Source organism: Pseudoalteromonas sp. MM17-2 (genome assembly GCF_022347945.1).
In the GTDB taxonomy this organism is placed as follows: domain Bacteria; phylum Pseudomonadota; class Gammaproteobacteria; order Enterobacterales; family Alteromonadaceae; genus Pseudoalteromonas; species Pseudoalteromonas ruthenica.
Genome location: NZ_JAKRFV010000005.1, coordinates 1 through 21,538, shown reverse-complemented (window position 1 = coordinate 21,538; position 21,538 = coordinate 1). Strand labels below are relative to the sequence as shown.

Annotated in this window: 19 protein-coding genes and 1 tRNA gene; 15 read left to right on the top strand and 5 right to left on the bottom strand. The window is 47.6% G+C overall.

Features of this window, described 5'->3' with window-relative positions:
- Window positions 1-95 precede the first annotated feature (95 nt).
- The 8 genes from MHM93_RS05960 to MHM93_RS05925 all read left to right on the top strand — a co-directional run bounded on the left by MHM93_RS05960 (window position 96) and on the right by MHM93_RS05925 (window position 9,500).
- Entirely contained in the window at window positions 96-683 is a 588-nt protein-coding gene (locus tag MHM93_RS05960) for a TetR/AcrR family transcriptional regulator (RefSeq protein ID WP_022945979.1), read from the top strand.
- Window positions 684-773: 90 nt separating this feature from the next.
- The gene (locus MHM93_RS05955) at window positions 774-3,143 is read left to right on the top strand and encodes an MMPL family transporter (RefSeq protein ID WP_026111263.1); all 2,370 of its coding nucleotides are present in this window, start codon (window positions 774-776) and stop codon (window positions 3,141-3,143) included.
- On the top strand, window positions 3,124-3,924 hold the full coding sequence (locus tag MHM93_RS05950; RefSeq protein ID WP_239385140.1) for an outer membrane lipoprotein-sorting protein: 801 nt from the start codon (window positions 3,124-3,126) through the stop codon (window positions 3,922-3,924). Before MHM93_RS05955 ends, MHM93_RS05950 begins: the two co-directional genes overlap by 20 nt.
- A gap of 10 nt (window positions 3,925-3,934) precedes the next feature.
- A complete protein-coding gene (locus MHM93_RS05945; RefSeq protein ID WP_239448364.1) occupies window positions 3,935-5,110 on the top strand; it encodes a hypothetical protein in 1,176 nt (391 codons plus the stop codon).
- Between the two features lie 9 nt (window positions 5,111-5,119).
- Window positions 5,120-6,733 (top strand): NAD(P)/FAD-dependent oxidoreductase, encoded by a 1,614-nt coding sequence (locus MHM93_RS05940; RefSeq protein ID WP_239448363.1) that lies wholly within the window; start codon window positions 5,120-5,122, stop codon window positions 6,731-6,733.
- A gap of 25 nt (window positions 6,734-6,758) precedes the next feature.
- On the top strand, window positions 6,759-7,742 hold the full coding sequence (locus MHM93_RS05935) for an isocyanide synthase family protein (RefSeq protein WP_239448362.1): 984 nt from the start codon (window positions 6,759-6,761) through the stop codon (window positions 7,740-7,742).
- Window positions 7,739-8,530: a TauD/TfdA family dioxygenase gene (locus tag MHM93_RS05930; RefSeq protein WP_022945983.1), complete on the top strand. Its 792-nt coding sequence runs from the start codon at window positions 7,739-7,741 to the stop codon at window positions 8,528-8,530. Before MHM93_RS05935 ends, MHM93_RS05930 begins: the two co-directional genes overlap by 4 nt.
- Before the next feature lie 16 nt (window positions 8,531-8,546).
- Entirely contained in the window at window positions 8,547-9,500 is a 954-nt protein-coding gene (locus tag MHM93_RS05925) for a sulfite exporter TauE/SafE family protein (RefSeq protein WP_239448361.1), read from the top strand.
- Here MHM93_RS05925 and MHM93_RS05920 read toward each other — a convergent pair.
- Together MHM93_RS05920 and MHM93_RS05915 are read right to left on the bottom strand one after the other, a co-directional pair.
- The gene (locus MHM93_RS05920; RefSeq protein WP_239448360.1) at window positions 9,497-10,168 is read right to left on the bottom strand and encodes an HAD-IA family hydrolase; all 672 of its coding nucleotides are present in this window, start codon (window positions 10,166-10,168) and stop codon (window positions 9,497-9,499) included. The genes MHM93_RS05925 and MHM93_RS05920 overlap by 4 nt on opposite strands.
- A gap of 27 nt (window positions 10,169-10,195) precedes the next feature.
- Window positions 10,196-10,495 (bottom strand): hypothetical protein, encoded by a 300-nt coding sequence (locus tag MHM93_RS05915; protein ID WP_045980396.1) that lies wholly within the window; start codon window positions 10,493-10,495, stop codon window positions 10,196-10,198.
- A 69-nt stretch (window positions 10,496-10,564) separates the two neighbouring features.
- Here MHM93_RS05915 and MHM93_RS05910 point away from each other — a divergent pair, with 69 nt between their 5' ends.
- Window positions 10,565-10,777, top strand: coding sequence for a hypothetical protein (locus tag MHM93_RS05910; RefSeq protein WP_239448359.1), 213 nt, complete (start codon window positions 10,565-10,567; stop codon window positions 10,775-10,777).
- 58 nt (window positions 10,778-10,835) lie between these two features.
- Here the strand turns inward: MHM93_RS05910 and epmB are convergent, their stop codons facing one another.
- Window positions 10,836-11,852: an EF-P beta-lysylation protein EpmB gene (gene epmB, locus MHM93_RS05905; protein WP_239448358.1), complete on the bottom strand. Its 1,017-nt coding sequence runs from the start codon at window positions 11,850-11,852 to the stop codon at window positions 10,836-10,838.
- Between the two features lie 41 nt (window positions 11,853-11,893).
- Here epmB and efp point away from each other — a divergent pair, with 41 nt between their 5' ends.
- Together efp and epmA are read left to right on the top strand one after the other, a co-directional pair.
- Window positions 11,894-12,460: an elongation factor P gene (gene efp, locus MHM93_RS05900; protein ID WP_022945989.1), complete on the top strand. Its 567-nt coding sequence runs from the start codon at window positions 11,894-11,896 to the stop codon at window positions 12,458-12,460.
- 66 nt (window positions 12,461-12,526) lie between these two features.
- A complete protein-coding gene (gene epmA, locus MHM93_RS05895; protein WP_239448448.1) occupies window positions 12,527-13,489 on the top strand; it encodes an elongation factor P--(R)-beta-lysine ligase in 963 nt (320 codons plus the stop codon).
- 583 nt (window positions 13,490-14,072) lie between these two features.
- On the opposite strand, the gene MHM93_RS05890 is transcribed toward epmA, so the two are convergent.
- Window positions 14,073-14,519 (bottom strand): transposase, encoded by a 447-nt coding sequence (locus tag MHM93_RS05890; RefSeq protein ID WP_053910127.1) that lies wholly within the window; start codon window positions 14,517-14,519, stop codon window positions 14,073-14,075.
- A 675-nt stretch (window positions 14,520-15,194) separates the two neighbouring features.
- Window positions 15,195-15,270 (bottom strand) — tRNA-His (locus tag MHM93_RS05885).
- Window positions 15,271-15,586: 316 nt separating this feature from the next.
- Here MHM93_RS05885 and MHM93_RS05880 point away from each other — a divergent pair.
- From MHM93_RS05880 to MHM93_RS05865, 4 genes are all read left to right on the top strand, one after another.
- Window positions 15,587-16,408 carry a mechanosensitive ion channel domain-containing protein gene (locus MHM93_RS05880; protein ID WP_022945993.1) on the top strand — a complete coding sequence of 274 codons (822 nt, stop codon included), beginning with the start codon at window positions 15,587-15,589 and terminating at the stop codon, window positions 16,406-16,408.
- A gap of 20 nt (window positions 16,409-16,428) precedes the next feature.
- Window positions 16,429-17,205, top strand: coding sequence for a DUF481 domain-containing protein (locus MHM93_RS05875; RefSeq protein WP_239448357.1), 777 nt, complete (start codon window positions 16,429-16,431; stop codon window positions 17,203-17,205).
- A gap of 117 nt (window positions 17,206-17,322) precedes the next feature.
- Window positions 17,323-20,001, top strand: coding sequence for an SLBB domain-containing protein (locus tag MHM93_RS05870; protein ID WP_239448356.1), 2,679 nt, complete (start codon window positions 17,323-17,325; stop codon window positions 19,999-20,001).
- A 268-nt stretch (window positions 20,002-20,269) separates the two neighbouring features.
- Window positions 20,270-21,538, top strand: a 1,269-nt coding sequence (locus MHM93_RS05865) for a hypothetical protein (protein ID WP_239448355.1), incomplete at its 3' end; no start/stop codon positions are given.

Below are 21,538 nucleotides of genomic sequence, written 5' to 3'. Positions count from 1 at the left end.
TAGGCGCCCAATGGGCGCTTTTTCTTTTTGATCTTAACTTGATCTTTTCTATTTCAGAATGTACATTCTTAAAAACGCTAAGCAGAGAACAACCTATGGCACGAACCAGAGAATTTGATGTAAGTGAAGCCCTGCGCAAGGCAACTATTATGTTTTGGCGCCAAGGTTACCGCGATACATCAATGGAGCAGTTGGTTAAAGCAACAGGTGTGAGTAGGTATGGTTTTTACCAAGAGTTTGGTAACAAGAAAGAACTGTTCAAACGGTGTTTGCAAGAGTATTCCCTCAGCAAAATTAGCCCAGGGCTGAAGCGTATAGCGCAAAGTGATGGTGAGCTTGAAGACCTACGCTGTTTTTTCTCCATGTACAGCGAGAACATCGCTGAGCATGGCGCTAATGGCTGTCTTATTTGCAATACAGCTACCGAGATTGGTGAAACAGATATGGATGTGAACAGCATTGTGCGTGATATTTATGCCAAGCTGACCGCACAGTTTCAGCATTTTATTGAGCGAGCTCAAGCACGTAGCGAGGTACGCCAGGAGCTCAGTGCATTTGATTTAAGCGTGTGCTTACTCGGTGTGTTGCAAGGCGTAGCAGTGATGGCTCGCAGTGATTTTCATCGTGACACATTACGGCAATATTTGACGACTATATTCGACATGATGGCTGAACCTGAATAAGGTACTGTGCTATTATGAAAATAAAGAGCCTCACTTGAGGCGTTATTTTTTAACATTATCAGAATGTGCGTTCTGTTATAAGGAGTGATAATGAACCACTTTATTAGCAACTTAGCCCTGCGGTGGGGGCAGTGCGTGACACGCTACCCTTGGCTATTGCTTATTGTCAGTGTGCTGATTTGCATCGCACTGGCAATAGGGGCTAAAGGGCTCACTTTTTCGAACGACTACCGGGCATTTTTCAGCCCTGAGAACCCAGAGCTCGTTGCCTTTGAGAACTTCCAAGACAAATATAGTAAAAATGACAACATTCTGATCGTCGTGCACGACGAGCAAAGCCAAGGGTTAACGCCTAATCATGCGAAGGTGGTGGAGCAGCTCACCGAACAGGCGTGGAAAACCCCTTTTGCGAGTCGTGTCGACTCTATCACTAATTTCCAACATACCTATGCTGAGCAAGACGACCTTATCGTCGCCGATCTGATCAAAAATGCCGAGCAATTATCTTGGCCAGCATTGCAAGAAAAAGCACGCATAGCCCTTGATGAACCGCTACTGGCCAACCGGTTGATTGCCAACAATGGCCGCACCTCGGGTATTAATATTACCGTGCAATATCCAGGGGAGTCTTTGGCGGAAGTGCCAAAAGCGGTGAATTATGTGCGCGATTTAGTGGCGCAAATGAAGCAGCAGCACCCTGAGCTTACCTTTGCTATTAGTGGCATCTCTATGCTCAACAACGCCTTTAGTGAGGCTGGGCAAACCGATGCGCAAACCCTCACGCCGATTATGTACCTAGTGCTTATAGTGGTGATGTATATGAGCCTGCGCAGTATTCCCGGTACCATTGCTGCGGTGGGCGTAGTGATCCTTGCCAGCGCTGCGGCCATGGGCCTAACTGGCTATATCGGCATAGAACTTACGCCTATCTCCATCACCGCACCGACCATTATTCTCACTTTGGCCATTGCCGATAGCATCCATGTGCTGTTGTCTTACGCTAGCGCGCGAAGAGAGGGCATGGACAAGCTAGCTGCAATTAAAGAGAGCTTACGGGTCAATTTTGTTGCCGTGTCCATTACCAGTATCACCACCATCGTTGGTTTTTTAACCTTAAATATGTCTGATGCGCCGCCATTTGCTGATTTAGGGAACATCACCGCTATGGGTATCGCCGCAGCTTGGTTGCTGTCACTGGTATTTTTGCCTTGTTTACTGGCTATTTTGCCGGATAAAAAAACCTATAAGAAAAAACGCAACGGCCTGAATGTGTGGTTAGGGCGCTTTGGTAATCAGGTTGCGAAAAAGTATCGAATGATTATTGCTGCGACAGTGCTACTGAGCATTGGCTGTGGCTTGGCTATTCCGCAAATTGAGCTCAATGACGAGTTCGTAAACTACTTTGATCAGCGCGTTGAGTTTCGTCGCGATACCGACTTCACCATGGAGCACTTAACAGGCATTTATGTAGTGGAGTTTGACATTCAAAGTGGTGAAAGTGGCGGCGTCAGTAAACCCGAGTATCAGCAGGGACTGGCAGATTTCACCACATGGTTACGTCAACAGCCAGAAGTAGTTCATGTGTATAGCTACACCGACATTATTAAACGCTTAAATAAGAATATGCATCAGGATAACGAGGCGCTATATCGCTTGCCTGATAATCGCCAGTTGGCGGCGCAGTATCTGTTGCTGTACGAGATGTCACTGCCCTTTGGCCTCGATTTAACTGACCGCGTCAGTATGGATAAATCGGCTTCACGGTTAAGCCTGACGTTAGATAACCTGTCTACTGCAGAAATTCAGGCCTTTATTGAGCGCGCTGAAGGCTGGCTGCAAAGCAACACGCCAGCGGCGATGCATGCCAAAGCCACTGGCGCTACGGTGATGTTCTCACATATTTTCCAACGTAACGCACAAAGCATGCTCAGTGGTAATGCCATTGCCATCATCGCGATTTGCCTGATTATGATCCTTACCTTACGTAGCCTGAAGTACGGCTTCTTAAGCTTGATCCCCAATACCATCCCGATGTTGTTCACCTTTGGCGTATGGGCACTGTTAGTGGGGCAAGTGGGGGTTGCGGCGGCCACAGTGACCTCAACTTCGTTAGGGATCATTGTCGATAACACCGTGCACTTCCTCAGCAAGTACCTAAGAGCTCGCCGAGAGCGCGGCCTCACGCCGCAAGCGGCCATTGAATATGCGTTTACCACTGTCGGAGAGGCCATCTTCGTGACCACCTTAATTTTAGCGGGCGGCTTTATGGTGCTGGCTTACTCCACCTTTATGATCAACGCGCAAATGGGCATGTTAACGGCGCTGGCCATTGTTATGGCGCTGATCATTGATTTCTTATTACTCCCGGCGCTGCTCATGCTTGTTGCACGCCCGTCTACCTCATCTCAACCGAGTCTTTCAGCTATTAAGGAGAACCCGCATGAAGCCATTAATTCCTAGTGCTTTTGCCGTGCTATCGGCAGTTACATTTATCACCCCAGTTTGGGCTGCAACTGCTTCCAGTGATGCGCAACAACGAGGCTATGAAATCGCGGCACAAAGTGACCGCTCCGATCGCGGCTTTGGCGTCAGTCGTGTCGATGTCATGATGCACCTTGAAGATGCCAGCGGGCGTAAATCGAGCCGCAGCTTAAGCATGCTCACCAAAGAAGTGGCCGACGAAGATAAAGGCGATAAAAGCCTGATTGTCTTTAACTCCCCGGCCGATGTACAAGACACCAAGCTGTTATCGCATGCGCAAATACTGGAGCCAGACGATCAATGGCTTTATCTTCCAGCGCTAAAACGCGTAAAGCGCATTTCTTCGGCGAATAAATCGGGCCCCTTTGTGGGCAGTGAGTTTGCTTTTGAGGATTTTACCGCCCAAGAGCTCAATAAGTACGAATATCGCTATATTGATGAGCAGCAATGCGGTGAGTTCACCTGTGCGGTGGTCGACCGTATTCCCAAGTATGAAAATTCTGGCTATACCCGCCAGCGCGCCTTAATCGATTTAAGTCATTACCAGGTGCGCAAAATCGACTTTTATGACCGTAAAGAAGCCCATCTTAAAACCCTGACCTTGTCTGATTATCAGCACTATCAAGACAAATTCTGGCGACCACAAACTATGCATATGGAAAACCATCAAAGCGGTAAAAAAACCACCTTGGTGTTCTCTGATTACGATTTCTCTGTGCGCTTAAGTAATCGCGATTTTGTTAAATCGTCATTGAAGTAAGGATTTAGTGATGTTCAGGAAGTGGTGGCTATTGCTCTGTGTGTTTGCGCCTTGCGTGTATGGTCAATGGCAAATAACGCCTGCGGTAGAGCTCGGCGCCCGGCAATACAATGGCGATAGCGCTCGGGCTCAGCAAACGCATAACTTTGCTTGGGACCCAAGGCTATGGCTTGAGTTTGATTACCGCTCCCGCGCCTCGGGTATACAAGCGCATATAAAGCCGGTGGTGACTGTGGCCGCGACCAATAGCGCCCTGCCTGAATGGGATTTACAAGAGGCTTACCTACAGAAAACCTTCTATAACTGGCAGCTAAGCGCCGGTATGAACACGGTGTTTTGGGGCGTCGCCGAGTCTCGTCATTTGGTGGATATTGTTAATCAACGTATTCCTGCGCGTAACTTTGAAGGTGAAGAGAAGCTTGGCGAACTACTGGTGCAGGTTGATTACTTCACCGAAAACGGCACCTTATCGCTGCTATCTATGCCTTGGTTTCGCTCCCGCGATTACAGCCAACCCGATGAGCGCTTTTCATTGCCAGTGGCCATTAGCCAAGAGCGCTTTGTCGGTTTATCTGAGAACACTCGGGGATCACTGGCGCTACGTTATGCCACGGTGCTCGATGATTGGGATGTCGGTGCTTATTTATTCCACGGTTTAGATAAAACCCCAGCCTTTGAAGTCACCGAGCAAGGCCAAGGACAAGCCATTTACAGCGCCTTGCAGCAATGGGGCCTTGATGCGCAATACACCAGTGAGCGCTGGCTCGGTAAGCTCGAAGCGGTGCACCGCGACCATGATTACGGTGGTAATAGCTGGGCTTACACCCTAGGGGGGGAATATTACTTTTATGGAGTGGCGGGCAGCAGTAAAGATCTCAGTCTGTTGTTGGAGCTGCACCGCGACACCGACGCCGAGGCTCGGGAAAATCAAATATATCGTAATAGCAGCTTTGTTGGCTCTCGCCTCGCTTGGAACGACACCGATGCCACCACCTTGTTATTGGGAGCCCTTATCGATAATGGCGGCGATTCCATCGCTATTAAGGGCGAGTTCGAAACCCGTATTCATAGTCAGTTGAGTCTTGATGTTGAGGCCCGGATGTTTGTTGATCAACAACCACAGCAGCCGCTTTACCTCTACCGAGATGATGACTTTATAGAAGTAAGATTGACCTATTACCTGTAAGGAGCATGTATGGTAAGTCAGTATAGTGATGTTGTGATCATCGGTGGTTCAATGGCTGGTGGTTGCTTAGCACGACAATTAAAACTAAAACACCCCGAGCTATCGGTCACCGTGTTAGAGCGCAAAAAGTCATTTAATTCTTGGGTCGGGGAATCAACCTTAGAATCGTTTTGGGATTATGCCGCCAGTGATCTGCAACTGGGCTTTTACCTAGACACCAACCATTTGTACAAACATGGTTTGCGATTTTTCTTCGACAGCGTCGACCGTGATCTCAATGTTGAGGAAATGAGTGAGCTTGGGCGCACCTGGTATCACGGTATTCCGGCGCACCAAATTGATCGCGCTAAATTTGATAACGACCTAGTGCGCTTTAACCGAGATATTGGTGTGGACGTTTTACTGGGCGAGACGGTCAGCGATATCGAACTTGATGGCGATCATGGTCACAGCGTGAAAACCGCAGACAAATCCTTTCGCTGTCGTTATTTAGTCGATGCCGCCGGGTTTGCTGCGCCGCTGGGTAAAAAGCTCGATTTAATCGAGTCGCAAGATCATCGCCATTCTGTGAGCTCAGCTTGGGCGCGCTTTAAGTTTACCACGCCACTCGATAGCCTGGGCAGTGAGCTGTGGCGTGCACGTACCAACTTTACCACCCGCGCATTAGCGACCAACCACTTTATGTATAAAGGGTATTGGTTATGGCTCATTCCATTGGATGAGCACACTGTCAGTATCGGTGTAACCGCTAAAAATACCGATGTCAGCTTAAATGTGAGAACCAGTGACGACTTCGTGGAATTTTTACGCTCGCATAAATGTATGCAGGAAATTCTCGGTAGCCACTTCGAATTGCAGGATTACAAAGCCATGAAGCGGCTATCACGGCGGGCCAAGCAGTCGTTCTCAACCGATCGTTGGTTCCTCACCGGCATGTCATCGGCCTTTTTAGACCCCTTATTGTCGCCGGGCTCGGCCTATCTAACCGATGCTAATCGCATGATCGGTGAACTTATAGAGGCGGATTTAGCCGGTAACGAGGCCATGTTTGCAGGCAAAACCAAGGCCTTCAATGCCTACCTCTTAGGCTGGTTTGAGAGCTTTATGCTGCATATTACCGGGAACTACCACGGCAGCTACGAGGTGCACCGCACGCATTTTGAAGCCTTATTAATGCATTGGTTCGGCTTTATTTTACCTTCATCCATGGCGCGCCATTTTGGTTATTGCCCGAGCATGAGTGAAATGAGCCAAGAGCAGCTGAATGAAAAAGCGCTGGCCATGGTGCAAGGGGCGGCGATTTCCCGCATTCATGAACTTAAAGATGAGTTTATCCAGCTGATCCAAGGTCAAGAGTATCGCCTTAATCGCGGTCACTTCTTTGATATAGAGCTCACCAAGTGCCGCATGAAACACGCCCATAGCCGAGGCGTCATGTTAGACGAGATGGCCATAGCCGAACTTGATAAGGCCTTATTGGAAGTCACTTATTTAGGGTTCTTACGCAGTCTGTGTGAAATTCAGCGTATGGACTTTGATGAAGAAAAAATGCCGCTAGTGGTCGAGGCAGCAATTAATGACAAGCTATCGCTTACCCACGCGATGGAATTATTTAAACACTGATACTGACAGAACAAAGAGCACAAAAATGGAAAATTTAGCAAACAACAACAGGGTTAATGCACATACGGCGGATGCCACTGCGCGGGCTATTTTAGAACTCATTTTTGCCCAGCGGCGGCTGCTACCGATTGAGCAAGAAGTGGCGTTTGACGAGCAAATAGCCGGTCATTATGAAAAGGTGTTGGACTTTGTTCATCGCCAGCAGCCCATCAATATGGTGCTGCCAGCCTTTCCGGCAAAATCACCCAATCGCAACAAAACCTTGGGCTATCTGCCAGATAAAGGAGAGTTTTTTGCATTTGAGCGGCTGGTGCAATTATGTCAGCAAATTGAAGAGGTTTATGAGCCAGGTGCAAAAGTAACGATCTGCTCAGATGGGCGCGTTTTCGCTGATATTATCCATGTCAGCGACGCCCATGTCAGTGAGTATGTAAACGGTCTGCGTCGTTTTGCCAATCAACATTATCCGGATTATTTCGACTTCTTTAACCTCGAAGATGTATATGACAAGGTCAATGACTTCGCGGTATTGCGTGAGGAGCTGATGATTGAATACGGTGAAACACTCAAATCTTTGCGTCAGCGCATTAAAACAGAGAAAGAAGCCAGCACCATGTACAAGGGCATTACCCGTTTCATGTTAGAAGATTTCTCGGGTATCGAAAAGTTTTCTCAACATAGCCGCACAGCGCTGCAAAAGGTTGCTAAAACCGCCGCTTACCGTGTTATTCAGCGCAGTAATGCATGGGGACGGCTACTGAAACAGGAGTTGCCTCAGGCGCTGCGATTATCGATTCACCCGCAGTATCTGGTTTCTGAGAAAATCGGTATCTCACTGGTATCGCAAAACGACGTGTGGACCACGCCTTGGCACTCGGTACTCGTTAAAGACGGCGACGAGCACAGTTTGATGCCTCGGGAGCAAGCCGAGCAGCTGGGCTGTGTCTTAGTGTTCATTAATGGTCAAGCCAGCCACTATGAGCGTATGCACAGAGAGTCACAGTTATGATCAGCGAACAGGTCTCACCGGCGTGCTTTACGATTGACGCACGAGAAAGCGGTGCTAAGAAACTAGCACATTTAAACATTGCCGAACTTGAGCAAGTGATCTTGAACCAAGGTATGGTGCTGCTGCGTGGCTTTGACCCCAGCAGCGATGAGCAAATGGTGGCCTTTGCGAAAAAGCTGGGGCCGCTGCTGGCGTGGGATTTTGGCTATGTGCTGGATTTAAAAATAAACCAACAGCCGCAAAATCATATTTTTAGTCAAGGAAAGGTTGAGCTGCATTGGGATGGGGCCTTTGCAGGGGCTACGCCGCGATTTAACTTCTTTCAGTGTCTACAAAGTAGTGCCATGAGTGGTGGCGGTGAAACCACCTTTGTGAATACCTGTCGGCTGCTTGAGAGCTGTTCATCCCAGCAGTTGCAGCAGTATCAAGATAAGGTGATCCGCTATTTTGCTGAGAAAAAGGCGCATTATGGTGGGGCTATTGAGGAGCCACTGATTAGCCCGCATCCAGCGACTAAACGTCAGCGAATGCGCTTTATTGAACCCTTCAATGAGGATAATATGGCCGTTAATCCAGTGGAGACCCAGGTGCAGGGCATGTCCTCGTCGCAAGGTGACGCTTTTTTGCGTGAGCTGATAGCTCACCTGTATGACAGCGATAGCTTCTACGCCCATCAGTGGACACAAGGTGATTACTTGCTGGTGGATAATCATGCCATGTTGCATGGTCGCCACCGCTTTCAAGGTGAAGGGCTAACGCGACACCTTAAGCGTGTTCATATTTTGTAACGAGCAACCAATAACGATGAAAAGAGCTTATCTTTACCCCACTTTACTGACGCTATTTTTTATAGCGTGGAGTTCAGCATTTGCGACGCAGTTTAGTGTCACTGATGCTGTGCATAACTGGGGAACATCGTTGACTATGGTATTAGGATCCTTTGTCGCAGGTGCGACGCCCTTAGGTGGCGGAGCTGTTGCTTTTCCGGTCTTCACTAAGTTATTCGGGTTTGAAGCACACAGCGCAAAGGTCTTCTCATTGGCGATTCAGTCTGTGGGAATGACCTTTGCCACCATTTTTTTTGTTTCTCGCGGGGTCCGTATATATTGGTCACTGCTGGCGCGATTAATGCCCTTTGCGTTATTTGGTTTAGCGTGTGGGTTTTCATTATCGGTTGACGGTGAACCACTTAAGATCACCTTTAGTTTCTTGCTATTGGCTTGTAGTTACTTATTGATGCAGCGCTGTGATACCCGGTTGCTGCAGTGGCGAAACAGCTGGTCGCTGTATCTTATCGCCACACTGGGCGGGTTACTCTCGGCATATATTGGCGCCGGAGCTGATACCTTGCTGTTTTTCTACCTGGTATTGCGGCAAAAGTTCGATGCCAAAGCACTGATCCCAACCACAGTGTGTTTTATGGCGATACTTTCTGTGACTGGCAGTGTACTGCTCATTTTACAAGGGCAGCTAAGCGGTGCTCATGTGGCCTTTGAACCGTGGTTTTTCGCCGCTCCCGTGGTCGCCATAGGCGCACCGCTAGGAGGATATGTGATGAGTAAAATCAACGAAAAGTACGTATTACGCTTTATTTATGCGTTGATATTCATTGAAGTGTGCTCAACGGTGGTGATATTACAATTTTCGCTGGCATTGAAGGTGCTATTGGTGGCGGCAACGCTCGCGGTGGTTGTACTTGCATTGCGCCAACGCGGGGGCATACTCCCTGAGCGGTGGGTGAAGGCAAAAGGCGCTTAACGCGCCGCGAGCAATGTTTCGACCTCTCCAAGGCAGGTGATGATTTTATCCGGATTAGCATCGGCAATATCCAACCCGTGGTTGTAGCCATAATTAACGCAGATCACCGGGCAGCCGGCGTTTCTGGCGGTTGCCACATCATTTTTTGAATCTCCCACATATATGCCTTCGCTAATATCAAGACTGAGATTATTTAAGGCACTAAACAGCATGGCTGGGTCTGGCTTGCGCTGGGGCAGAGTGTCACCACAAACAATGGCATCAAAGTAATCGGCAACGCCCAGCGCATTTACCAGAGCATGAGTGTGGCTTTCATTTTTATTAGTGACAAGTAATAACTTTAACCCTAGCTGCTGCAGTGCTTGCAGGGTCGCTTTGGCATCAACATATAAAGTCGAGGAATCGGTCACACAGTGGTTGTAAGCAGCACTGACTTTCGCCGCCGCCGCGCTAACATCAATATGCGTGGCGCCCACTTTTGCTAAGGCGCGCTCGGTGGCTTTATCAATGCCGTTGCCTATCCAAGTTTGCACGTCTTCCACGGCGACTTGACCGACATGGTAGTGCTCCAGCGTGGTATTAATGGCGGCGCAGATATCGGCAGCGGTATTGACTAAGGTGCCGTCTAAATCAAAGCCAACCCAAGTCAGCGAGTGAGGTAATTGCATTTTAACATCCTTGTTTTAAACAGGACTTTACTGGTCTTTAAAAGTCGCCAGCAAAGTGAGTATATGTTGCAGTTTAACCACGGTTTGTTTCAACTTTTGTTCATCAAGTTGCTCGGCTTGGGAAAGAGCCTCGACATCGGCGGCCACGTCTAATACATAGGGTTTAAAGCGCTTTGCTTCAAAGTCGAACCCCGCGTCGCGATTGAACAAGGCTTGAAACTTACCATGGCCTTCTTTTTGTAGCTGATCCAGTTTTTGATCGGCGTCTAAGGCCTGACGATAGGCGAGTTTAAGGTTTTCGTTTAACTTTTCGATAATTGCGTGCATTTTTTTCTAAAGCTTTAGAGCAGATGGCCGATATGGTACGTGGATTCATTTAAAATGTCAGGTAGCGTTATGAATATATCAGGAAGTTCACTTCCCACCATGAGCGGGGCCGATCAAGGCGCCGAGGTTTATAGCGCGGCCCTTGCTAAAAAACGACAGCAAGCCGATGGCCAGGCTGCATTGGCGTTGATTGAGTCAGCAGGTAATGTGACCAAAGCAGCGCAGAGCCCAGCGGCCTCGACTACGGCAACCTTGGGTAATAACATTAATATCCACGTGTAATAGCAAGGCAGCGCGTCGTAAATGAACCCCAAGCAACCCGCGTTAAGCGGGTTTTTTTTTATGGCTCTAAATGCAGATCAATGGGGGTTTTACTGCGCTCGCCACCGACCTCACGCACCAACTTTGGCACTAAAAAGCCAGGCAGTTCGCTAAGTACCTCTGCCATGATAGCGCGGGCTTCATCATCGCTTACCTCAAAATGTGCGGCGCCTTGCACTTTATCTAATTGATGCAGGTAGTAGGGGAGTATCCCGGCGGCAAATAAGCGCTCACTTAAGGTGATTTGCGCAGCCGCATTGGCATTGACCTCTTTCAATAACACCGCTTGATTCAACTGCGTTACTCCTGCTTGGGTCAGCTTTTTACAGGCGCGGCTAAAAACCTCATCGACCTCGTTGGCATGATTAATATGGTGCACAAAGACTATTTGTAAGGGCGATTGGGCAAAACGCTGACATAACTGCTCGGTAATGCGCGCCGGGATGGTCACCGGCAAGCGCGAGTGAATGCGTAAACGCTTAATGTTGGGGAGTTGCTCTAGCTTATCTAAAAACCATGCCAGTGCTTCGTCTTTTGCCATGAGCGGATCGCCACCGCTGAGGATCACTTCATTGATCTCTGGATGATGACCAATGTAGGTTAGTTTATCGGCCAAAGCGGCTTTATTGAGTTGGTTATCTTGGTATGGGAAATGACGACGAAAACAATATCGGCAGTTAATTGCGCACGCGGTTTTAAACATCAACAAGACACGAGAGCGGTATTTGTGTAATAAGCCCGGTTCGTTGTTATCTTGTTCTTGCAACGGGTCGACACTGTATTGCGAGTGTTGCTGAAATTCTTGTCGTCGTGGCAGCACCTGTAATAACAAGGGATCGCGGGGGTCACCCTTGGCCATTTTGGCGATAAAGGGGCGCGGTACTCGTAGATTAAATAAGCTTTTGGCCTCACTATCCGGTTGATACGCATCGGGGGGTAAATCCAACATACTCAGCAGCTCTTCGGGGCGAGTGACTACATCGGCTAATTCTTTTTGCCAGTTTTTATGCAAATTTACTTCGATTCTTTGTATCATTGACGGATTAATTACTCGAAAAACGGTTATTAGAGGACAAGATGGCGAATTATAGCACCAACGAATTCAAGGGTGGCCTAAAATTTATGTTGGATGGCGAGCCTTGCAGCATCCTAGAAAACGAAGTGGTTAAGCCGGGTAAAGGCCAGGCATTTAACCGCGTTCGTATCCGCAAACTGATCTCAGGTAAGGTACTAGAGAAAACCTTTAAGTCAGGCGAAAGTGTGGAAGCGGCTGATGTAATGGATACCGACCTAGCTTATCTATACACAGATGGCGAATTCTGGCACTTCATGAACAACGAGACCTTTGAGCAAATCGCTGCTGATGAAAAAGCGGTAGGCGACAACGTAAAATGGCTTGTAGAAAACGATGTGTGCACCATTACTTTATGGGACGGCAACCCGATTGCAGTAACGCCACCCAACTTCGTTGAACTTGAAGTAACTGAAACTGATCCAGGCCTAAAAGGCGACACGGCTGGTACCGGTGGCAAGCCTGCTACTTTAAGTACCGGTGCCGTGGTACGTGTTCCTTTATTCATCCAAATTGGTGAAGTGATCAAGGTTGATACCCGCTCAGCTGAGTACGTGGGTCGCGTAAAATAAGCACCTTATACGTGTATATCCCAGCCCGGGCAGCCGCGCTGGGATTTTTTATGGGAGATTTTTGTGATGTGGCAGCCCAGTGCCGATATTCATACTTTGCAGCAGCGCGCTAAGCTCATTCAGCAGATTAGGCAGTTCTTTTATCAACGTGATGTGATGGAGGTGGATACTCCGTCACTAAGCAAGGCGTCAGTGACTGATGAACACTTACATAGCTTTGCCACGCGGTTTGTGGGCCAAGGCTATGCCGAGGGCTTGCCACTGTATTTACAAACCTCTCCCGAATATGCGATGAAGCGCCTTCTTGCAGCAGGCAGTGGGGCTATTTTCCAAATCTGTAAAGCCTTTCGTAACGAGGAAAATGGCCGTCATCACAACCCTGAGTTCACTATGCTTGAGTGGTATCGTCCGGGCTTTGATGAGTTTGACCTTATGGCTGAAATCGACGAATTGATGCAACAGCTACTGGATTGTGAAAAAGCCCAATATATAAGCTATCAGCAGGTGTTTATGCAGGTACTGGGTGTGGATCCGCTAACGGCAAGTTTGCGTGAATTAAAGCAGCTTGCAAGCACTCATGGCTTTGCTGATATCGCCGCAAATGAAGAAGAGGCTGACACCTTGTTACAGCTGCTATTTTGCATGGTGATAGAGCCGACGATTGGCCAGCAACAGCCGTGTTTTGTGTATCACTTTCCGGCCTCGCAAGCGGCACTAGCGCGTCTTCATGAGCAAGACCCACGCGTTGCCGGGCGTTTTGAGCTGTATTACCAAGGGCAAGAGCTCGCTAATGGCTTTAATGAGCTGACCGACGCCAATGAACAGCGCCAGCGCTTTGCCAATGACAACAACAAACGTATTGCTAAAGGTCTTGATCCCGTAGCCTTGGATGAAAACTTGTTAGCAGCATTGGATGCCGGCCTACCACAGTGTGCCGGAGTCGCCCTCGGAGTGGATCGTCTCGTGATGATTGCCTGCGGCAAAAAGCATATTCGCGAAGTGCTTAGTTTCGACATCGAACGCGCCTAACCTCAAATTGTTGTAGGCAAGGCTCAGCCTTACAAAACAAGTTTCTCGTAGGCAAGGCTTTAGCCTTGCACAGCACGGGACTGGGCCAAGCCCAACCCACAGGTTCCGCCAGGTGTATTGTAGGCAAGGCTTCAGCCTTGCAAAGCACGGGATTGGGCTAAAGCCGAACCCACAGGTTTAGGCAGGTGTGTTGTTGGCAAGGCTTCAGCCTTGCAAAGCACGAGATTGGGCTGAAGCCCAACCCACAGGTTCAGGGCCGGTGTATTGTAGACAAGGCTTCAGCTTTGCAAAGCACGAGATTGGGCTAAAGCCCAACCCACAGGTGTAGGTAGGTGTGTTGTAGGCAAGGCCTCAGCCTTGCAAAGCGCGTAATTGGGCTAAAGCCCAGCCTACAGGTTCAGGTAGGTGTGTTGTAGGCAAGGCTTCAGCCTTGCAAAGCGCGTAATTGGGCTAAAGCCCAACCCACAGGTTCCGCTAGATGTGTTGTAGGCAAGGCTTCAGCCTTGCAAAGCACGAGATTGGGCTGAAGCCCAACCTACAGATTCAGACAGGTTTGTTGTAGGCGAGGCTTTAGCCTTGCCACCTATAAATAAACCGAATTCCAGTACGGATATAATCGCACACTAGAGACAATCCCTTTTCGCAATGGGTTGGCAACGATGTACCTGGCTATATGAATGCGCTGCTCATCCTCACGCAAAGCGTGATCATAAAATCCGCTTTGCCAAACTTTACCGCGACGCTGTAATTGACGATTAACCATGGCTGCGGTGCAACCTTTTAGGTGCCGTATACAAGCGCTAAGATCGCTATGGTGCAGTAACACAAGCCCATGAAAGTGGTCTGGCATTAAGACCCAGGTTAACCATTGGCAGCCGCAAGCCTGCTCATTCGTTGTAATCGTGGTGCAAAATAGCTGTGCTAGTTTCGCAGAGGCAAAAAATGGTATGCGTTTGTAACAACAAAAAGTAATAAAATACTCGCGGTGAATTTGCGAATAACGTCCTTTTAATAAATCACTATAAGGCATATTCAGCTCCTTTGAATATGGTGGACATTCAATTATAGCTCGAGAGTTACAAGGTTGCCTGTGTTGGGGTGAAGGTGCTATTGGGCTAAAGCCCAACCCACAGGTTCAGGGTAGGTGTATTGTAGGCAAGGCTTTAGCCTTGCACAGCACGGGATTGGGCTAAAGCCCAACCTACAGGTGCAGGTAGGTGTGTTGTAGGCAAGGTTTTAACCTTGCAAAGCACGGGATTGGGCTAAAGCCCAACCTACAGGTTCAGGTAGGTGTGTTGTAGGCAAGGCTTCAGCCTTGCAAAACACGCTATTGGGCTAAAGCCCAACCTACAGATTCAGGGTAGGTGTATTGTAGGCAAGGCTTCAGCCTTGCAAAGCACGTAATTGGGCTAAAGCCCAACCTACAGTTCAGGTTGGTTTGTTGTAGGCAAAGTTTCGGCCTTGCAAAGCACGCGATTGGGCTAAAGCCCAACCTACAGGTTCAGGTAGGTGTATTGTAGGCAAGGCTTCAGCCTTGCAAAGCACGTAATTGGGCTAAAGCCCAACCTACAGGTCCAGGGTCGGTGTGTTGTAGGCAAGGCTTCAGCCTTGCAAGCTATTAGGCACAATATCGGCGTAATACGGAATAAAAACGGGCTGATAGCTGTTTGATTTAGATAAGGAATAAAAATAAGAAAGAAAAGAATGGGGCGACTGATGGGACTTGAACCCACGACAACCGGAATCACAATCCAGGGCTCTACCAACTGAGCTACAGCCGCCACAAAGGGGATACATCACCTCGTGATGTGTGGCGCGCATAATACATAGTTTCCGCCACCTTGTGAAGTGTAAATTTAAGATAATTATTCGTTCGCTGCAAATTTGTTCAGTGAACACAATGAAAGCCGCTTAACCACGGAGTATTACAGCATGAAAAGCATATGCTAGGCTTATTGTTGCTTGAGTTGCACTAATGTTCAGTTGGCGTTTAGGTTCGGCTTGAGAAAATAATAGATTAGGTACTTTACGGCGCATAGGTACAAAGCATAAAGTTGTAAGGTGTCATGGGCTATCAGCATATAATTAGGAGCGCTAATGGAAGCAATAACAAACTGGCTGTCGGAAAACTCCGGACTGCTCACTCACTACGCCATTCAATTTGTTTTGGCACTGATTGTCTTTTTGGTCGGTATGCGCCTTGCTAAGTGGTGTAGCAAGCTGACTGAAAAAGGTTTTGCCAAGCGTAAAGTAGACAAAGCGGTTGGCTCATTCTGTGGCAACATTATTTATGCCTTGGTGTTCATCGCCACTATTTTAATGGCGCTATCACAAGTAGGTGTTGAGACCACTTCCTTTATTGCTATTCTAGGTGCGGCGGGCTTGGCCGTAGGTCTGGCATTGCAAGGGTCGCTTTCTAATTTTGCCTCAGGTGTGCTGATCATTATTTTGCGTCCATTTAAATCAGGTGACTACATCGAAGCAGGCGGTAAAGCAGGAAGCGTTCGTAAAATTGAAATCTTCTCTACTGAGCTCAACACACCAGATAATAAAATTATCGTCATGCCTAATTCATCGATTATGTCTGGCGCCATAGTAAACTACTCACGTGAGAAAACGCGTCGTATCGACTTGGTTATTGGCGTGAGCTACGATGCCGACCTTAAAAAGACCAAAGAAGTTTTAAAATCAGTGCTTGATGCTGAATCAAGGCTGTTAAAAGAGCCTGCGTATACGGTGGCCGTGAACGAACTGGCTGATTCAAGTGTGAACTTTGTGGTTCGCCCTTGGGTAAACACCGTTGACTATTGGCCAACGTATTTTGATTTGATGGAAAACATCAAAATTGCATTGGATGACAACGACATCGGTATTCCATATCCACAAATGGATGTGCATTTACATAAAACCAGCGAATAAACTAGGGGAACCGCGCTGACATGAAATTGAAGTATTTATCTGTTCTCGTTGCTGCAGGCGTAGCAACGAGCGCTGTGGCTAGCGAAAAAAAGACTTGGGAAGCCAACGCTGAGCTAGGTGCCATTATCACCAGTGGTAATACCGAAACAACTACATTCAAGGGCGCTTTAAACGTAAAGCACAACCTTGAAAACTGGAATAACGAGTACAAGCTCGACGGCATCTATAAAGAAGACGAAGTCGAGAAAGACAACGGTACTAAAGTAACTGAGCGCACTAACGAAAAGTATTTTGCATCGGCGCAAGGTAACTACAAGCTCAACGAGGAAAACGCGCACTTATTCGTGTACGGCTCCTATTTAAGTGACTACTTTGGCGCTTACCGCCAAGAAGCGGTGATCTCTGGCGGTTACGGTTTGCGTTTGCTCGATACCGACACCATGGTGCTCAATGCGGAAATTGGTCCGGGTTACAAGTATTTCCAATACCCAGACGATAGCACCGAAGTAGGGGATGACGGTGAGTTACTGGCTGACGAGTGGGAAGGTGAAGTGATCGCCCTAGCAAAGGCTGATTACACTTGGCAAATCTCCGAGGGTGCCAAATTTACTCAGCTAGTTGCGATGGAATACGGTAGTACCAACACTAAGACCCGTTCTGAAACAGCGCTATTAACTAAAATTAATGGCTCTTTGCAAATGAAAGTGGGCTTTAACGTCACTCATAACTCCGATGTTGCGGATGACAAAGAAAACACTGACACCGAAACCGCGTTAACCTTGGTGTATAACTTTTAACAAATCAAGTAACGCGAGATAACAACGGAAGACCACCATCTTCCGTTTTTTTTCGCTCAAAATTCCGGTAATATGCCGCGGTTGTCTTCTATTTTTCTATTCTCGGGAAGGGATGTTGTGAAGTTCTTAAAACTTTTACTAGTAACGCTACTGTTGGTAACAGTTCAGTCAGTGTCGGCAAATTCGCAAATGCCAACACCAACACCAGAGCAAATCGAACAATTTAAAAAGCTACCTCGTGCCCAGCAAGAAGCTATAGCACAACAATATGGTATTAGTATTGATGAGCTCACTAGCCAAGGCACACAACAAAAACAGAGCAAAAACGAACAAAACCCTTTCGAGAGCTTGCCCATGAAGCCCAAAGAAGAGGAAGACGAAGAAGATAAATATAAGCCAGAGATTGAAGAGCTCAAGCCGTTTGGTTACGAGCTGTTTGCCCCGCCAGAAGACCAATTTGATACCCGCCAGCCACTGCTTATGGCAAACCAAAATGTGCCGGTGCCAGACGATTACTCGCTTAACATTGGTGATTCACTGGTTGTCACTTTTTACGGTAAAGAAAACTTTTCTCAAGAAGTAGTCATTGACCGCGATGGTCGTCTTGCTTTACCAGGGTTATCGCCTGTTCAAGTTGTTGGTCTTACTTTCAACGAGGCAAAAAAGCTACTCAAGAATAAAATAGAGCGAGAAGTGATCGGTGGTGAGGCATTTGTCTCTATTGGCGAGCTTGAAGATATTCGTGTCATGGTGCTAGGGGAAGTGAAAAAGCCGGGGGCGTTTTCTTTACCTGCTATGTCTACCATTTTCAATGGCCTTATCGCTGCAGAAGGGATCACTGAAATAGGCTCGTTGCGTCACATCTCCCTCAAGCGTAAGGGTAAAACAGTCACCCAACTAGACTTATATGACTTACTGCTCAGTGGTGACAGCTCTGATGACTATACCCTTAAATCCGGTGACGTTATTTTCGTTCCTGCATCGAATAAGCGTGTGACCTTACGCGGTGAAGTTCATCGCCCGGCAATTTATGAGCTCTCTGAAGGAGAGTCTTTTCAAGATCTTATGCGTATGAGTGGCGGTTTGAAGGCCGATGCAGCGAAGAACAAACTCACCATTAAACGTTATGGCAATAATGGTGAACGTCGCGTTATTTCTGTTGTTAACGCTCAGCAACGGGCGCAAACCGAATTGCAAAATGGTGACGAAGTGCGTGTGCCACAAGCGTCCCAGTCGCTGTCCAACTCCATCACCTTAATTGGTGCGGTGACACACCCCGGCCATTACCAATGGCAAAAAGGCGCGCATGTCGGCGACTTTATTCAGTCTCTTAATAATGACTTACTGCCAATTGCCGACCGTGAATATGCCCTTATTGTTCGTGAAAGCCAGCTTTCAGGGCGTATCAGTATTTTGCAGTTTTCGCCGCTGGCCTTGCTTGCTGGCGAGCAGCAAGATGTGGCTCTGCAACCAAGAGACAAAGTATTATTCTTCAGCCGCTATGAATCTCGAGAAGATGAAATCGACGCGCTGGAGCAGTTGGCCTACACCAAAGAACAAATCATTGAAAATGAGCGCTTAGCGCTGTGGGATAAGTATCAGTCGCGGCAGTTCTTCGAGTTTATCGATGAAAAAAGTGACTACTTGTCATTTGAAAAAGAAGAAAAGGAAACATTATCGGTACGCGACCTTCTTAAAGGCAAAGCGCATGAGCTTGAAGATGGTGAATATTCAGTCTTTAGTCGTAAGCGCATGTTGGGGCCATTACTGTCACAGCTAAACCGTCAAGGCTCACCCCGTAATGGCGCACCTTTGATCAATGTCAATGGTGAGGTTCGTTACCCCGGTGTGTATCCTATGCCGGAACAAGCCAGTGTAGAGAAGGCGATAGCCGCTGCTGGCGGGCTAAAAGAGTCGGCATTTGTCGGTAAAGTTGAGGTAACACGTGCCGATAATGATAATTCAGGTAATATTAAACACTTGTCATTAAGCCTTGCCGATGATAAGAATAGTATAGCGTTACAAAGCAAGGATACCGTTACGGTATTCTCGAAACCGAACTGGCAAGAGAACGTAACCGTTCGTTTGTTAGGAGAGGTTAAGTTTCCGGGGGCTTATGCTATTCGCCCCGGCGAAACGCTTGCAGAAGTACTTGAGCGAGCGGGCGGCTTAACACAGTACGCCTTTGCCCAAGGTGCAATATTCACCCGCGAGTACCTCCGTGAGCAAGAACAGGATATGCTACAGAAGTTAGCTGAAGACCTACGTAGGGATTTGGCTTCAAGTAGCTTCCAAAATTCGATAAGTAGCGCCAAACTCACCTATGACGATATGGATAATCTGCTTAAAGATCTATCCATGACTGATGCCCTTGGGCGAATGGTCATTGATATGGACCAGGTGGTTGCAGGTGGTGAAAATATCGAGTTGCGCAATGCAGATACGCTGTTTATTCCAAAGCGTATGGAAACTGTAACAGTGATCGGGGAAGTGCATGTATCAACATCAACCATGTTTAACGCAGGCTTTTCTATCGATGACTATATTCGTAATAGCGGTGGTCTAAAACAAAAGGCAGACGAAGACGGTATTTACATTATTCGCGCCAACGGTTCGGTGCAAAAACCCGATACTGGCTCATGGTTTGCGTCTAATCGCGATACTGGCATTAAGCCTGGCGACACAATCGTGGTACCACTGGATTACGAACATATGGACAATTTAACATTGTGGAGCAAAGCAACCCAAATTGTGTATCAAATGGGTGTTGCTGTTGCTGCATTGAGTTCGCTATAAGTTCATGATTGTCTATAATATGTTCAGTTTTGCATAGGCAACAACTAAAGTTATGGGTGTGTTAATAAATCCGTAACTTTATTTTGTGATTGGGACTTGAATTACGCTTGAGTTCTTATCATAATGTTCGAGCCTGGATTTGATACTGCAGTAACTGGAGTGTCGGTCGGGCTCTTTAAATTATCTAACTTTTGCTACGCTCTGCGCACAGAGCATGTGAATAAAATCTGAAATCATAAAGTGTCCACCGGATACATGGAGAAATATAATGAAGCGTTTTAATAAAGTCGCTTTACTTCCAGCTGCAGTTGCAGCTGTACTAGCTGGCAACGCGTATGCTGGTACAGAAGCGTGTTTTGAAGTTTACAAGGGTGCTGACGGCCTAGCTGTTGCAGGTTTTGCTGATATCTACGGCGGCGCTGCTTGTGTTGCTGAAGCTGACCGTGCTGCAGCTACCACTGCTGACCTTGAGCCAACTGCTGAAGGTAAGATCGCTTACGAACTTACTGGTGAGCTTGGTGTAGACTTCGATGCACTAGACGGTGTAGATACAGACCTTCACATCGTTTACATCCCTACTACTGATATCCCAGGTGGTACTAAAATCACTATGGAACTATCAGGTGCTAACTTCGATGGCAACGCGAACCAAATCCACCTAGTTAAATATGACGACGTAGCTGCTGATGGTTCATTCGACGCAGTTGCTTCTTCAGATGGTACAGTTGATGGTACTAACACTATCACTTTCATCACTAAAGCTGGTATCACTATCGGTGCTGGTACTCGTCTAGCATTCTCTCGCGTATCAACTGGTGCAGCAGCAGCTGACCTTGACCCAGTAGGTATCAAGATTGAGAACAACACTTGTACAACTGCTAACGCTAGCAAAGTTGTAAACATCCGCGCTACTGAAGCGGTAACTGACGGTGGTACTGGTTACAGCATCATCGGTGGTGTATCTGCAGCTCAAAAAGTTGTTGATATCTCTCCACAGTTCTACACTTTCTACGGCAGCACTACTGCTGAAGCAGAAGTTAACGCTGAAAGCTCAGACTCAGCTGGTAACGCTATCGTTGCGCGTACTGAGTTTGTTTACAATGCAGGCGACGCTACTGACCAGCTAGTTGCTAAGCAACACGAAGTTGTTTACAAAACTGCATTCTATAACCGTGGCGGCGCTGGCGGTGACCTAGACCAAGCTATCACGCTTGACGCTGATGACCACCTAGAGACTGCTTTCATTGCATCTGCTGATCCAGGCGCAACTGTAAAAATGGCAATCTGGAACGGTCGCACTGCTGCAACTGGTGTTCTTGATACTCAAGAAGAAGTTGAAACTGGTACTCTACTAGGTGAGTTCGGTCTTACTGAAGCAACTGCTACAGTATATGACACTGAAGCCGTAGACGTATTCACTCCAGCTACAGCTGGTGATGCAGAAGCTGCTCCAGCGGGTATCCCTGCTAACCTAGTAGGCGCTGACTACAACGAGCTATTCTACACAGTTACCAACACTATCCCTGCTGGTGCAACT